Origin of the sequence: Geodermatophilus obscurus (assembly GCF_900115395.1) — a bacterium.
In the GTDB taxonomy this organism is placed as follows: domain Bacteria; phylum Actinomycetota; class Actinomycetes; order Mycobacteriales; family Geodermatophilaceae; genus Geodermatophilus; species Geodermatophilus obscurus_B.
The window spans coordinates 1-13906 of the sequence record NZ_FOWE01000001.1 but is presented as its reverse complement, the minus strand read 5'-3'; the positions used below and the strand labels follow the sequence as shown (position 1 = coordinate 13906).

14 protein-coding genes are annotated in these 13906 nt (G+C 75.6%); 6 read left to right on the top strand and 8 right to left on the bottom strand.

Going from position 1 to position 13906, the window contains the following annotated elements:
• Positions 1–19 precede the first annotated feature (19 nt).
• The 4 genes from fabI to BM165_RS00065 form a co-directional block, all read right to left on the bottom strand.
• Positions 20–793, bottom strand: a complete 774-nt coding sequence (fabI, locus tag BM165_RS00080; protein ID WP_075011513.1) for an enoyl-ACP reductase FabI — start codon at positions 791–793, stop codon at positions 20–22.
• Positions 793–1497, bottom strand: a complete 705-nt coding sequence (gene fabG / locus BM165_RS00075; protein WP_075012032.1) for a 3-oxoacyl-ACP reductase FabG — start codon at positions 1495–1497, stop codon at positions 793–795. Before fabG ends, fabI begins: the two co-directional genes overlap by 1 nt.
• A 71-nt stretch (positions 1498–1568) precedes the next feature.
• Positions 1569–2549 (bottom strand): patatin-like phospholipase family protein, encoded by a 981-nt coding sequence (locus BM165_RS00070; RefSeq protein WP_075011512.1) that lies wholly within the window; start codon positions 2547–2549, stop codon positions 1569–1571.
• A 42-nt stretch (positions 2550–2591) separates the two neighbouring features.
• Positions 2592–2945 (bottom strand): nuclear transport factor 2 family protein, encoded by a 354-nt coding sequence (locus BM165_RS00065; RefSeq protein ID WP_075011511.1) that lies wholly within the window; start codon positions 2943–2945, stop codon positions 2592–2594.
• 126 nt (positions 2946–3071) lie between these two features.
• Here BM165_RS00065 and BM165_RS00060 point away from each other — a divergent pair, with 126 nt between their 5' ends.
• On the top strand, positions 3072–3275 hold the full coding sequence (locus tag BM165_RS00060; protein ID WP_075011510.1) for a zinc-ribbon domain-containing protein: 204 nt from the start codon (positions 3072–3074) through the stop codon (positions 3273–3275).
• 45 nt (positions 3276–3320) lie between these two features.
• Here BM165_RS00060 and BM165_RS00055 read toward each other — a convergent pair whose 3' ends face one another.
• Positions 3321–4550, bottom strand: coding sequence for a 3-deoxy-7-phosphoheptulonate synthase (locus tag BM165_RS00055; RefSeq protein WP_244273935.1), 1230 nt, complete (start codon positions 4548–4550; stop codon positions 3321–3323).
• A gap of 220 nt (positions 4551–4770) precedes the next feature.
• Positions 4771–5076 carry a muconolactone Delta-isomerase family protein gene (locus tag BM165_RS00050; protein ID WP_075011509.1) on the bottom strand — a complete coding sequence of 102 codons (306 nt, stop codon included), beginning with the start codon at positions 5074–5076 and terminating at the stop codon, positions 4771–4773.
• Positions 5077–5259: 183 nt separating this feature from the next.
• Between BM165_RS00050 and BM165_RS00040 the strand changes: the two genes are divergently transcribed.
• Positions 5260–8133 carry an AfsR/SARP family transcriptional regulator gene (locus tag BM165_RS00040; protein ID WP_075011507.1) on the top strand — a complete coding sequence of 958 codons (2874 nt, stop codon included), beginning with the start codon at positions 5260–5262 and terminating at the stop codon, positions 8131–8133.
• 77 nt (positions 8134–8210) lie between these two features.
• Positions 8211–8759: a dihydrofolate reductase family protein gene (locus BM165_RS00035; RefSeq protein ID WP_075011506.1), complete on the top strand. Its 549-nt coding sequence runs from the start codon at positions 8211–8213 to the stop codon at positions 8757–8759.
• A gap of 125 nt (positions 8760–8884) precedes the next feature.
• Here BM165_RS00035 and BM165_RS00030 read toward each other — a convergent pair whose 3' ends face one another.
• Positions 8885–10597 carry a glycerol-3-phosphate dehydrogenase/oxidase gene (locus tag BM165_RS00030; protein WP_075011505.1) on the bottom strand — a complete coding sequence of 571 codons (1713 nt, stop codon included), beginning with the start codon at positions 10595–10597 and terminating at the stop codon, positions 8885–8887.
• A 375-nt stretch (positions 10598–10972) separates the two neighbouring features.
• On the opposite strand from BM165_RS00030, the gene BM165_RS00025 reads away from it, so the two are divergent.
• Together BM165_RS00025 and BM165_RS00020 are read left to right on the top strand one after the other, a co-directional pair.
• Positions 10973–11488, top strand: coding sequence for a GNAT family N-acetyltransferase (locus BM165_RS00025; RefSeq protein ID WP_083426887.1), 516 nt, complete (start codon positions 10973–10975; stop codon positions 11486–11488).
• 70 nt (positions 11489–11558) lie between these two features.
• Positions 11559–12242, top strand: a complete 684-nt coding sequence (locus BM165_RS00020; RefSeq protein WP_244273934.1) for an NRDE family protein — start codon at positions 11559–11561, stop codon at positions 12240–12242.
• A gap of 141 nt (positions 12243–12383) precedes the next feature.
• Here BM165_RS00020 and BM165_RS00015 read toward each other — a convergent pair whose 3' ends face one another.
• Entirely contained in the window at positions 12384–13157 is a 774-nt protein-coding gene (locus tag BM165_RS00015) for a DUF4386 domain-containing protein (RefSeq protein ID WP_075011503.1), read from the bottom strand.
• A gap of 450 nt (positions 13158–13607) precedes the next feature.
• Between BM165_RS00015 and BM165_RS00005 the strand changes: the two genes are divergently transcribed.
• The coding region (locus tag BM165_RS00005) for an IS5/IS1182 family transposase (RefSeq protein WP_075012029.1) at positions 13608–13906 on the top strand (299 nt) is incomplete at its 3' end.

Below are 13906 nucleotides of genomic sequence, written 5' to 3'. Positions count from 1 at the left end.
GGGTCACACGCCGACGGCTCTACACACCGACGGCATGGAAGCCCCCGTCGACGTGCACGATCTCGCCGGTGGTCGCGGGGAACCAGTCCGACAGCAGCGCCACGACGGCCTTGCCGGCGGGCTCGGTGTCGGTGACCGACCAGCCCAGCGGCGCGCGGCCCTCCCACGCCTCCTCGAACTGGGCGCTGCCGGGGATGGACTTCATGGCCATGCTGCGCAGCGGGCCGGCCGCGACGATGTTGGACCGTACGCCCTCGGGCCCGAGCTCGCGGGCCACGTAGCGGCTGACCGACTCCAGCGCCGCCTTGGCCGCGCCCATCCAGCCGTAGACCGGCCAGGCGACGGAGGCGTCGAAGGTGAGGCCGACGACCGAGGACGGGTTCCCCAGCAGCGGCCGGCAGGCCTGGGCGAGGGAGGCGTAGGACCACGACGACACCTGGAACGCCGTCGCCGCGTGCTCCCAGGCGACCTCGGGGAAGCCCTCCCCCATCGCCTCCTGCGGCGCGAACCCGATGGAGTGCACGACGCCGTCGAGACCGTCGAACCCCTGGTCCCGGAGCCGGTCGGCCAGCGTCGACAGGTGTTCGGCGTTCGTCACGTCGAGCTCGACGACCGGCGCCTCCTGCGGCAGCCGCTTGGCGATCCGCTGGCACAGCGACAGCGCCCGCCCGAAGTTGGACAGCACGACGGTGGCGCCCTGCTCCTGGGCGATCCGCGCGGTGGCGTAGGCGATCGACGCCTCGGTCAGCACGCCGGTGACGAGGACCTTCTTGCCCTCGAGAATGCCGCTCATCAGTGCCCCATCCCCAGTCCGCCGTCGACCGGGACGACCGCCCCGGTGACGTATCCGGCCGCGTCGCCCGCCAGGAAGCGGACGACGGCGGCGATCTCGTCTGCCTCGGCGTACCGGCCCAGCGGCACCTGCCCGAGGATCTCCTGCTGCCGCTTCTCCGGCAGCTCCGCGGTCATGTCGGTGCGCACGAACCCGGGCGCGACGACGTTCGCGGTGACGTTGCGGCTGCCGAGCTCGCGGGCGATCGAGCGGGCCAGGCCGACCAGGCCGGCCTTGCTCGCCGCGTAGTTGGTCTGGCCGGCCGAGCCGAGCAGCCCGACGACGGAGCTGACGAACACCATGCGGCCGGACCGGGCGCGCACCATCTTCGGCGTCGCGCGCTTCGCCACCCGGTAGGCGGCGGTGAGGTTGGCGTCGAGGACGTCGGTGAAGTCGTCCTCCTTCATCCGCATGAGCAGCCCGTCGCGGGTGATCCCGGCGTTGCTCACCAGCACCTCGACCGGGCCCTGGTGCTCCTCGACGGCGGTGAAGGCGGCGTCGACGGCGGCGGCGTCGGTGACGTCGCACTCGACGCCGAACAGCCCCTCGGGGGCGCCGCTGCCGCGGTGGGTGACCGCCACGGCGTCGCCCTGCTCGGCGAAGGAGCGGGCGATGGCCAGCCCGATCCCCCGGTTCCCGCCGGTCACCAGCACCGACCTGCCCACGTGCACCCCCTGCGCCGACCGCTCGTCCAGGGAACGAACCTAGTCGCTGGGCGCCGGGTCCACCCGGCCGGTCAGCGACCGCCCGCCCGGGCCGCCTCCCGCACCAGCGCGGCGACCTCCGGGGTGGCGGCGTGGGCGCCGGCCCGGATGAAGGACTGCTGGATCACCTCGTCGAGGCGCGCGCGCGACATCATGTCGGCGCCCATGACCTCCTGCTCGGCCAGGCTCGGGGTGAACACGGCGGTCCGGATGCCGGCCGCCTCGAGGGCGCGCACCTCCCGCTCGAGCATCCGCTGCGAGTACCGGCGCACGGCGGCGGTGACGTCGGGGCGCCAGCCCGGCCAGCCGCTCATCGGCGCGACGACGACCGCCAGCCCCACCCCCGCCGACCGCAGGACCGCGGCGTTGGTGGCCGAGTGCACGCCGCCGTCGACGTAGCCGTGCCGGCCGATCTGCACGGGGGCGAAGTAGCCGGGCACCGAGCAGGAGGCCGCGACCGCCAGGTGCAGCGGCGCCGGCGGCGCCCCGGGCCGGCCGAAGACCACCCGGCGGCCGTCGCGGCGGCGGACGGCGGTGATCCACAGGTCGCGCTCGGGCCAGCCCGGGCCCGCGACCTCGCGGAGGGCCGACAGTTGCCCGACGACGTCGTGGTCTCCCGGCGCGAGCAGCGTCATCCCCGCGGCGAGCGGGCGGAACCGCCACGGGCGGCTCAGGGCACGGGCGACCAGGCCGGGGTGCGGCAGCCGCAGCGGGCGGCGGAACACCTCCAGTGGCCGGAACGGCGCGAGCTCGGGGACGGGGGTGGCGGCCATCGTCCGGAGCACGTCGTCGTCGCCGGACAGCGGCGCCTTGACCGTCCACGCCGCGAGGTCCTCCGCGGAGACGCCGGCCCGCAGCAGGGTGCCGGTGATCGACCCGGCCGACGTCCCGACGACGACGTCGACGCCGCGGGCGTCGAAGCCGAAGTCGTGCTGCAGCACCGCCAGGACCCCGGAGTGGTACGCCTGCCCGACGACGCCGCCCCCGCCCAGCACCAGACCCACCCGGACCATGGGGCGAGCCTGCCACCGCCGTGATCGTCCGGCCCGGCGAGGTCAGCCGGACTCCAGCTCCACCGCGTAGGACCGGATCGCGGCCACGGCGCCGTTCCGGAACTCGTAGACGTCGCAGGCCGACACCACCGAGTGGCCGCCGCCGGCCTCGGCGTACCGGGTGACGACGTCCACGGCGGCGACGTCGCCGTCGGCCACCGTGACGAGGCGCTCGACGGTCACCGTGGTGCCGGACAGCCCGTGCAGCAGCGACTCGCAGGTGGCGACGACGGCCTGCCGGCCGACCGTCCGGCCGGTGCCGACCGCCGTCCAGACCACACCGGGCGCCAGGTCGTCGTAGGTGTCGCGGAAGCGGTGGAGGGAGAAGGCCTCGGCGACCTCGCGCGGTGTGGCCACGGTGGTGTCCTCTCGGTCGGGGGTGCCGCGAGCGTGCCGGGCCCGGCAGCGGCGCGACAGCCCCGGCGCCCCGCAGGTTGCACCGTGGGATCGGCGGGGTCCCGGCCGGCTGCCTAGGGTGGCGGGGTGTTCTTCCTCTTCGGGTTCGGGACCAAGCAGCAGGACCGGGGGCCCGGGGAGGTCCGCACCTGCCCGCGCTGCGGCAACACCACGCAGTGGCGCCGGATCCGGCAGTTCCGCCAGTTCAGCGTCTTCTTCGTGCCGGTCCTGCGGTGGCGGCGCCGGCACCTCGAGGTCTGCGGCGTCTGCGGCGCCGCCGTCGAGGTCTAGCGGCCCGGCGCGCGTGGGGAGAGCGGTCGTGGCCACCGGCGCCCGCTACCGCCCTCCGGCAGCTCCCCGCCGGGCCCGGACGGCGTCGGCCAGCTCGGCCAGCATCGCCTCGGTCGTCGCGGGGTCGACGCAGGAGTCGGTGACGCTCACGCCGTACGCGAGCCGCTCGGGGTGCGCCTGGTCGAGGTCCTGCCTGCCCTCGGCGAGGTTGCTCTCGACCATCACACCGCGGATCGCCGTCTCACCGGCCGCGACCTGCCCGGCCAGGTCCCGGACGACGCCGGGCTGGCGCCGGTGGTCCTTGCCGCTGTTGCCGTGCGAGGCGTCGACGACCACGACCTCGGGCAGCCCCCGCGCGGCCAGCCGCCGGCGGACGTCGGCGACGTGCGCGGCGGAGAAGTTGGGGCCGTCGGCGGTGCCGCGGAGGATGACGTGCGCCGTGTCGTTGCCGGTCGTCGACAGCTGGGCCGACACCCCGTGGGCGTCGACGCCGAGGAACTCGTGCGGTGCCCGCGCGGTGAGCACCGCCGAGATCGCGGAGTCGACGCTGCCCTCCGGGGAGTTCTTGAAGCCGACGACGGAGGAGAAGCCCGACACCCGCTCGCGGGCGGTCTGGTCGGTGACGTTGCGCGCGCCGACACCGTTGTAGGTGACCAGGCCGTTGACGTACTGCGGGGTCAGCGCGTTGAGCGGCTCGGCGGCGACCGGCACGCCGGCGGCCGTGATACGGGCCATCAGCACGCGGGTGGCGACCAGCCCGACGCTGATCCGGCTCGACCCGTCCAGGAACGGGTCGTAGGCGAAGCCCTTCCAGTCGACCTCGGTCCGTGGCTTCTCGGTGTAGGTCCGCATGAGGATCTCGAGGTCCGCGCCGTGCCGCTCGCGCATGCGGGCGAGGAAGGCCGCGTACTCCAGCGCCGCCTCGGGGTCGTGGATCGAGCAGGGGCCGGCGATGACGGCCAGCCGGTCGTCGTCGCCGGTGACGATGCCGGCCACGGCGCGGCGGGCGGCGGCGGTCGTGGCGACCGAGGTGGCCGGCAGCGGTACCGCCGTGGCGACCGCGGCGGGGGTCACGACGACGCTGAGCCCGGTGATGCGGGTGTTGACCAGCCCGGTGACGTCGGCGGCGCCGTCCGGGGGCACGCCCAGCCGCTCGGTGACGGCGGGCAGCAGCTCGGCCAGCGCGGCGTCGATCCGTGCGTTCACCCGGGTCTGGACGTCGAGCAGCAGGTCGGCGACCTGCGCGGCCGCGTCCAGGATCCGCTCAGCCGGCACGGGGTCTCCTCGGGTCGTCGTCGCCGGCACCGGTCGGCGCGGCGCCGTCAGTGTGCCGGGACGCCGCCCGGGACCCCGCGGGCCGGGGTCGGGTCCGGTCGATCGCCACCTCGCGGGGAGCCGTGGCGGCGTCCGTCGCCGCTCCGCCGGTGCGGCCCGACGCGGAGGCGCACGGGGCGCACGCCCGAAGCCGGGAGGTCCGGCGCCAGGACTGCCGGCGCTAGGACTGCCAGCGCCGCCCCACGTCCTCGGCGAAGGCGCTGTACTCCCGGACCGGGAGGACCTCCTCGAGGGTCAGGTGGTGGCTCATCGGCAGGGCCCCCATCACGATCTGGTCGAGCTGGTCGTGCGACTCGACCTCCACGATGCCGATGACCCGGCGCTGCCCGGCGACCTTGTACAGGCTCTTGATCACCCCGGCGTCGATCGCGGCGAGCGCCGCCTGCGCTTCCCGCTCCCACTCGTCCCAGAACTCGTCGCGGTCGAGGCGGGTGTGTTCGACGCGGAAGCTGACGTGGAACAGCATCAGGACTCCTGGGTTCCGGACGGCGCCCGGGCCGACGCCGCTGCGGTCGGGACGGCCGACAGCGTGCCCGTGCCCACCTGGGGTGACAAGAGACGCCTGCCGTCCCCGGCGGGCGAGCGTGACCGCGCGACCGGCGCCGAGGGCAGGAGCCCGTCGTGCGGGGCCGCTGGGACACTGACCGACGTGCTCGTCCCCGCCACCGGCCCCGTCGAGGACGGGGTGCTCCTCCTGGGCCCTCCCCGGCTGGCGTCGGGCGGCGCCCCGGTGCCGGTGGGCAGTCCCCGCGAGACGGTCGTGCTCTCGGTGCTGGCGCTGTCGGCGGGGTCCCCGGTGCCGGCGGCACGGCTGGTCGAGGCGGTCTGGGACGAGGACCCGCCGGCGACCGCCCGCACGCAGCTGCAGATCTGCGTCTCCGGCCTGCGGCGCCGCCTCGCGGCACTGGCGCTGCCCGCCGCCATCGCCACCGCGCGGGAGGGCTACCAGCTCGACCTCCCCGACGACTCCCTCGACCTGCGCCGGTTCACCACGGCGGCGACGCGCGCCCGCGCTCTCGAGCGGGAGGGGGACCTCGACGGGGCGGAGGCGAGCTGGTCGGCCGCGCTCGGCCAGTGGCGGGGCCCGGCGCTCGACGGCGTCCCGAGCCCGCTGGTCGGACGCGCCGCGCTGGCGCTCGACCGGCAGCGGACCGAGGCCCTCGCGGCCCGGGCCTCCGTGCGCCTGCGCCTCGACCGGCACCAGGAGGTCGCGGCCGAGCTGACCCCGCTGGTCGCCGAGCGCCCGCTGGACGAGGTGCTGCGCGGCCTGCTCATGCAGGCGCTGGTCGCGGGCCGGCGTCGGAGCGAGGCGCTGGAGGTGTACCGCACGGGACACCGGGTCCTGGCCGACGAGCTGGGCCTGGAGCCGGGAGCGGCACTGCAGGAGCTGCACGCCCGGGCGCTGGAGGGGACGGCCGCGGTGGAGGGGACGGCGGCAGTGGCAGGGACGGCGGCGGGGGCCCGCTCCGTGCCGGCGCCGCTGCCCCAGGTCCTGCCCCGTCAGCTCCCGGCCGCACCGTCCACCTTCGTCGGTCGCGCGGCCGAGCTGTCGCGCATCGTGGACCTCCTCTCGGGTCCGCCCGACCCCCGCGCGTCCTTCTCCGTCCGGGTCGTCCTGGTCCACGGCGCCGGTGGCGTGGGCAAGTCGACCCTGGTCCTCCGCGCCGCCCACGAGCTCGCGGCGGACTACCCCGACGGCCAGCTGTACGCCGACCTGCACCAGGAACCCGACGAGGGAGCCGGCAGCCGGGCTGCGCGCGTGCTGGGTCGCTTCCTGCGCGCCCTGGGCATGGCCGACGCGCTGGTGCCCGACGACGGCGCCGAACGTGCCGCCGCCTACCGCAGCCGCCTGGCGAGCAGGCGCGTCCTGGTCGTGCTCGACGGGGTGACCGACCCCGCGGACGTCACCGCCCTGCTGCCCGGCTCCCCCGGCTCCGCCGTCCTGGTGACGTCGCGGACGCGGCTGGCGGGCGCGCCGGGGACGGCACGGGTCGGCCTGGGCGTGCTGCCCGACGACAACGGCCTCGACCTGCTGGCGGCCCACGTCGGTGAGGACCGGGTCTCGCAGGAGCCCGAGGCCGCCCGTCGCCTCGTCACCGCCTGCGACGCGCTCCCGCTCGCGCTGACGATCGCCGGTGCCCGGCTGGCGTCCCGGCCCCACTGGCGCCTGGCCGACCTGGTCGAGCGGCTGCAGGACGAGGGCAGCCGGCTGGACGAGCTGAGCATCGGCGGGCTCCGCCTGCGCAGCACCCTGGAGCTCACCCACCACGGCCTGACCCCCGACGCGCGCCGGCTGTTCCGGCTCCTGGCCCAGCCCGCCTTCCCGCGGCTGCCGCTGTGGGCGGCCGGTGCCCTGCTCGGTGACGAGCGCCGGGGCGACGACGCGCTGGCCGGGCTGCTGGAGACCCACCTGGTGACGACCCGCGCCGGAGCCGCCGGCCCCCGGATGGTGCTGCACGACCTGGTCCGGGTCTTCGCCGCGGAGCAGCACGCACCCGCCGACTCCCGCGAGTCGGTGGAACGGCTCCTGCACGGCTGGCTGGCGCTCGCCGAGGCCGCCTACCTCCCCGTCTTCGGCGACCGGCTGCTGCCCGATCCCCTGCCCGGGCGGTGGGGGCCGTCGCGGCGGGTGCTCGAGGAGGTGGCGCGCGACCCGCTGCCCTGGGTCGACGACGAGCGGGCCTCCCTCGTCGCCGCCGTCTCCACCGCGCTCGCGGCCGGCAGCCCACGGCTGGCCTGGCGCCTGGGCCTCGCCGCCGCCGGGCTCTTCGAGGTGCGGGGGCACGTCGACGACTGGCGGGCCACCGTGGGCCCGGCCCGGGACGCCGCCGACGCCGACGGCGACCCGACCGGACGGGCGCTGACCCGGCTCTCCTCCGGCGCGCTGCTGGTGCACCAGGGCGAGCTCGACGAGGCCGGGACCCTGCTCGACGCGGCGCTCGACCTCTTCGACGGCATCGGCCACGGGCACGGCGCGGGTGCCTGCCTGCGCCACCTCGCCGTCGTCCACCGCGTGTGTGGACGCCCGTCCGACGCCCGCGCAGCCGCGACCCGGGCCGTCGCGCTGCTGCACGCCGCCGGGGACCGCAGCGGCGAGGCGCACGCCCGCGCCGAGCTGGCGCGCCTCGACGTCCTGGACGGCGACGTGGCGACCGCGCGTGACACGCTCGCCGAGGCGCTCCGGCTGGCGCGGGCCGGCGCCATGCCGCGCACGGAGGCGCAGGTCCTGTACCGGGCCGCCGACGTGGCCGCGCTCGGCGGGGACGGGGAGCGGGCGGTGCGCGACATGACCCGCGTCCTGGAGATCGCCACCTCCCTCGGCGACCGGATCGGCGTCGGGTACGCCCTGTACGGGCTGGGGCGCCACGAGGCGGCCCGCGGCCGGCACGCGGCCGCCGGTGACCGGTTCCGCGCCGCCATCGCGACCGCGGAGGTCACCGGCGACTCGCACCTCCTGGCGCGTGCGCGGCGTCGCCTGGCCGCGGTGGCCGGGCCGGCAGCGGGACCGATAGCGGACCGATAGCCAGGCGATGGAGCCGCGCCCCAGGGTCGGGTCAGTCCCCGGGACCGCCGGGGATCCCTCCCCGGAAGGACACGGTCATGCGCCGCATCGTCAACTCCACCTACGTCACCCTCGACGGCGTCACCTCCGACCCGCAGGAGTGGTCGCTGGACTACTTCGACGCCACCGCGGCCGAGTACGCCCTCGACAAGCTGCGGGCCAGCGACGCGCTGCTGATGGGCCGCCTGACCTACGAGGGGTTCGCCTCGGCGTGGCCCGAGCGCAGCGGTGACGAGTTCAGCGACCGGATGAACGCGATGGCCAAGCACGTGGCGTCCACGACGCTGACCGAGCCGGCGTGGAACAACACCCACGTGCTCCGGGGTGACCTCGCCGAGGCGGTCCGCGCCCTGAAGGAGCAGGACGGCGGGGACGTCCTGATGTACGGCTACGGCCCGGTGGCCCAGCAGCTCGTGGGACACGGACTGCTCGACGAACTGCACCTGTGGGTGCACCCGGTGCTGCGCGGCGCCGGCACCTCCACGGTGTTCGCCCCCGGCGTCACCGGCCGCTACGGCAGGGTCGCCACCCGCACCTTCGACAGCGGCGTCGTCGTCCTGGAGCTGTCGGAGCCGGTCGCTTCCTGAGCCGGTCGCTTCCTGAGCCGGTCGCCGCGCGAGCACGGTCACCCCGGGGGCCGGCACCCGAGCACGACCCCCGGGGCGGCGTGGCCCTGCCGCGTCAGGCCCTGCCGCGTCAGGCCGTGCTCGCCTCAGGCCATGCTCGCCGCGCCCATCCGGACGTCGGGCGCACCCAGGCGCGCGGCATCCGCGGTGCGGTCGTCGATCTTCTCCTGCGACTCGCGTTCGGCCCGGACCCGCAGCCGGTAGTGCTCGACCTCCCGGTCGACGTGCTCGGTGTCCCAGCCGAGCACCGGCGCCACGATGTCGGCGACCTCCTGGGCGGCCGCCTCACCGCGGTCGGGGACCTCGATGGAGATCCGGGTGCGCCGGGTCAGGACGTCGTCCAGGTGCAGGGCGCCCTCGTGGCTGACCGCGTAGAGGGCCTCGACCCGCAGGTACTCCGGCGCGCCCTGCAGCGGCTCGGCGAGCTCCGGCCGTGCGGCGATCAGGTCGAACAGCTCGTGGCACAGCGTCCCGTACCGCCCCAGCAGGTGCTCCACCGTCGACAACGGCAGGCCCGTGCGCTCGGCGGTGAGCCGGCGGCCGTTGTGCGCGGCGAGGTACCCGTCCGCCCCGACGAGGGGGGTGCGGTCGGTGACCGACGGCGGGACCGTCCGCTCCAGGTCGTGGACGGCGGAGTCGACGGCGTCCTCGGCCATCACCCGGTAGGTCGTGTACTTCCCGCCGGCGATGACGGTGAGCCCGCGGACGGGGCTGGCGACGGCGTGCTCGCGGGACAGCTTGCTCGTCGACTCCGACTCCCCGGACAGCAGCGGCCGCAGTCCCGCGTAGACGCCGACCACGTCCTCCCGGGTGAGGGGGTCCTGCAGGAGGGAGTTGGCGTGGTCGAGCAGGTAGTCGATGTCGGCCCGGCTGGCGGCGGGGTGCGCGAGGTCGAGGTCCCAGTCGGTGTCGGTCGTGCCGATGATCCAGTGACTCCCCCACGGGATGACGAAGAGCAGGCTCTTCTCGGTGCGGGTGATGACACCGGTGGCGCTGTTGATCCGGTTCCGCGGGACGACGAGGTGGACCCCCTTCGACGCGCGGACCTGGAACTGGCCGCGCCCGCCGATCATCTCCTGGATCTCGTCGGTCCAGACCCCGGCGGCGTTGACCACGTGCTGCGCCCGGATGGTGGACTCCCGCCCGCTCTCCAGGTCGCGGACCCGGACCCCGGCGATCCGGTCGGACTCCCGGACGAACTCGGTGACCCGGGTGCTGGTGACGCACAGCGCGCCGTGGGTCGCCGCGGTCCGGGCCAGCATCATCGTGTGGCGTGCGTCGTCGACCTGTCCCTCGTAGAACCGGACGGCGCCCCGGATGGCCGACCGCTTCCCGGAGGGGAAGGACGCCGCCGTGCTCCGGCGCCCGAGGTGGCGGTGGTGGCCCGGCACGCCACGACCGGCGCCCATGACGTCGTAGACACCGATGCCCAGCCCCACGTAGGGCCGGTCGATGCGTCGCTGCAGCGGGTAGATGAAGGGCACCGGCCGGGCCAGGTGCGGGCAGAGCGTCTCGAGCACCAGGCGGCGTTCCCGCAACGCCTCGAAGACCAGGCCGAAGTCGAACTGCTCGAGGTAGCGCAGTCCGCCGTGGAAGAGCTTGCTCGAGCGGCTGGAGGTCCCGGCGGCGTAGTCACGCGCCTCGACGAGCCCGACCCGGAGCCCCCGGGTGGCCGCGTCCAGGGCGCTGCCCGCGCCGACGACCCCGCCGCCGATGACCAGGACGTCGAGCTCCTCCTGCTCGAGCCTGCGCAGGGTGGCGGTGCGGTACTCCGGGCCGAGCCGTTCCGCGTTGCTCACGTGTGTTCCTCTGGGTCGGCGGTGCCGGACGTCGGGGCCCCTGCCCGACCGGGTCGGGGCTGCTGCGGCCGAGCCGCCTCCCGCCGGACCCCGACCGCGCGCGGCCCGGGACGGTCCGCCGGCTCTCACCGGCGTCCCGGGACCCGGGCACGGACGACCGTAACGTGGCCGTGAACTGGGTCACAACCACCTGACCCGACCGCCGCGGGGAGCGCACCGGCGGTCGCCGTCGTCCGGGGTCTCCTGCTGGACCTGGACGCACCCGCCGACACCACGCGCACGCTCCGGAGTGGCAGGTGCAGCACCGGCGTCGCGTGCGCGGCCGCCGGACAACTGCGTTGCGGCACCGGGCCGCGGTGGTCGACGCTGGCCGCCGTGCTCAGGCCCCTGCGCGACGGCGACCTCCCCGCGGTGCGCGACCTCGTCGTGGCGGCCGGCATGTTCACGGCCGAGGAGGCACCCTTCCTCGACGACGTCCTCGGGCCGCTCACGCGGGCGTCCGGGCCGGGCGACGTCGACGGCCGGACCTGCCTCGTCGACGACGGCGGTGCACCAGCCGCGCCCGCCGACCCGGCCGAGCTGACGGCGGTCGTCTACTACGCGCCCGAGGAGGCCGCCGACCGGGCGTGGGACCTCACCATGATCGCGGTGCACCCCATGCTGCAGGGCCGCGGCACCGGGCAGGCGCTGGTGCGCCACGTGGAGGCCGACCTGTCCGGCCGGGGCGCACGCCTGCTGGCCGTCCGCACCTCGGGGACCGACCGGTACGCCGGCACCCGTGCGTTCTACGACCGGTGCGGCTACGACCGGGTCGCCCGGGTCCCGGACCGGTGGACCGACGGCGACGACCTGGTCCTGTTCACCGAGCGGCTCGCCGCACGGGCGGGGTGAGCGCGGCCCGAGGTGGCACGATCCGGCCGGACCTGCCCGTCCCGGTCGCGGCGCTGGGACGATCGGGCGCATGTGCACGGTGGTGGTGCGGTGGGCCCGGGGTGCGCCCACGCAGGTCCTCGCCCTGCGGGACGAGGTCACCGGCCGGGAGTTCGACGACCCCGGCCGGTGGTGGCCCGAGCACCCGGCCCTCGTCGGCGGCCGGGACCGCGTCGCGGGCGGGACCTGGTGCGCCACCCACGTCGGCACCGGCGTCACCGCGCTGGTGCTCAACCGGCCGCAGAAGCGGACGGCGGAGCCGGGTGCACCCAGCCGCGGGGTGCTGCCTCTGCTGGCCGCCGAGCACGGCCCGGACTGGACCTCCGCCGTCGACCCCGACGGCATGGCGAGCTTCCTCCTCGTCCTGGCCGCGCCGGACGGGCTGACCACCTGGGACTTCGACGGCGAGCGGATGGTGCGGACCGGGCACCCCGAGGGCACCTGGATGGTCACCTCCGGAGGTCCCGAGGACCGCAAGGCCGACACGTTCCTGCCGCGGTTCGCCGCGGCCGGCTACCCCGACGGCTGGCGCCGACTGGTGCACGGCGAGCCCCCGCGCGACGACCCGGGCGCCCTGGTGGTCCGTCACGAACAGGACGGCACGGTCTTCGCGACGGTCTTCGGCGAGCTCGTCGACGCCCGGCCGGGCCGGCTGGACCTGGCGTACAGCCGCCGGCCGTGGCTGGGCCCCTGGCAGTCCCTGGTCATCGGCTGAGCACCGCCCCGCCGCCCACGCCACCCGCGGCCGGCACCAGGGTCCCCCGGCCGCCACGGCGGGCCGCTCGTGCGGGGTGGTGGCGCAGCGCGACCCGGCCGCCCCCCGAGGGGTGGCGGCCGGGTCCGGTGCCGTGCGCTCTCAGGCCGGCGACGGCGCCGGGGCGGTGTCCCGGTCGGTCCTGGTCAGCGCGGCGACGGCTGCGGGCGTGAAGCCCCTGACCACCAGGTACACGCCGAGCGACAACTCCCACGCCGCGATCGGGAGCGCGGCGACCACGTGCACACCGTCGCTGAGGCCGTGCGTCCCGAACACCACCCCGGTCACGGATGCCAGCAGCAGGGGGCCGGCGACCAGCCCGACGAGCGGGATGGCGCGTGGCACCAGGCCGGACCGGTACAGCAGGGTGCCCAGCAGGAGTGCGTTCACGGCCGCCATGACGTTGGGGCCGAGGACGAACGTCCACTCGTAGACGGCGACGAGCGACGACCCGACGGCGATCAGCGAGGCCTCGTCCGCGCCCGCGGCTCCGGCCGCGCCCTGTCGCAGGGTCACGACCGCGAAGAGGCTCACGACGCCGATGGAGATGACGGCGGCCTCCAGCAGCCGGGAGGTGACGAAGCCGAGCGCGAGGGTCTCGCTCTGCCGCTTCACCACCCGGAACAGCACGACCGCGGTGGCGATGCAGGCGAGGGCGTTGACCACGTCGAGCAGGCCGCCGACGAGGACGCGGGTGTCGGCGCCCGGGCCGACGACGTAGCGGGGGTCGCTCAGGACGGGGTCCAGGAAGTAGAACCGGGCGGGGATCGAGGAGGCGAACGTGAGCAGGTACAGCCCGCCCGCGAGCACCGCCGTCCTGCGCATCGGGTCGGTCGCCACTCCTCCGGTCACCGGGCTGTGGTCGGTCGTCGTCATCTGACTTCTCCTCGTGCGGATCGCGGATCGCTCGGTGGGGGTTCGGCTCGGGGGCGCTCGACCCGGCTGACCGACACCAGCGGCAGTCCCGTGTCCCGCACCGTGTGCAGCAGTCCGTGCAACGCGGCCTGGTCGACCACCGGACCCCGGATGTCCGTGGTGCCGTCGCTGCCCCGGGTCAGGGTCATCCCGTCGAACCAGGCGGCCCAGCGGGACTCCAGGTGTCCTCTGACGCGGATCTCGTAGAACCCGGGCTCGTGGTCGTGGCCGCTCGACATGTCGCTCGCGCCCCCTTCGGCTGATGCCAGGGAACGTAGGAGCGGACGTGGTGAGCCCGGATCACCACGTGTGGTGAGCGACGTGGTGATCCTCACGCGGGAACGACGCGGAGATCCCGGACCTAGGGCGTGTCTCCCAAACGGCCGCCTGATGCGGGTGGATCGTTTGGAGATGGCTCGCTCGGCGGTGCTGTCTGACGAGGATTGGGCTCGGCTGGAGCCGTTGCTGCCCAGCTCGGCCGGGATGCGCGGGCGGCCGTTTCGAGATCACCGGCAGGTGCTCGAGGGCATCGTGTTCCGCTACCGGACCGGCTGCGCGTGGCGGGACCTGCCGGTGGAGTTCGGGCCGTGGCAGACGGTGTGGAAACGACACCACCGGTTCAGCCTCGATGGCACCTGGGACCGGATCCTCACCGCGCTGCAGGCCCGCGCGGATGCCGCCGGTGAGCTGGACTGGACGGTGAGCGTGGA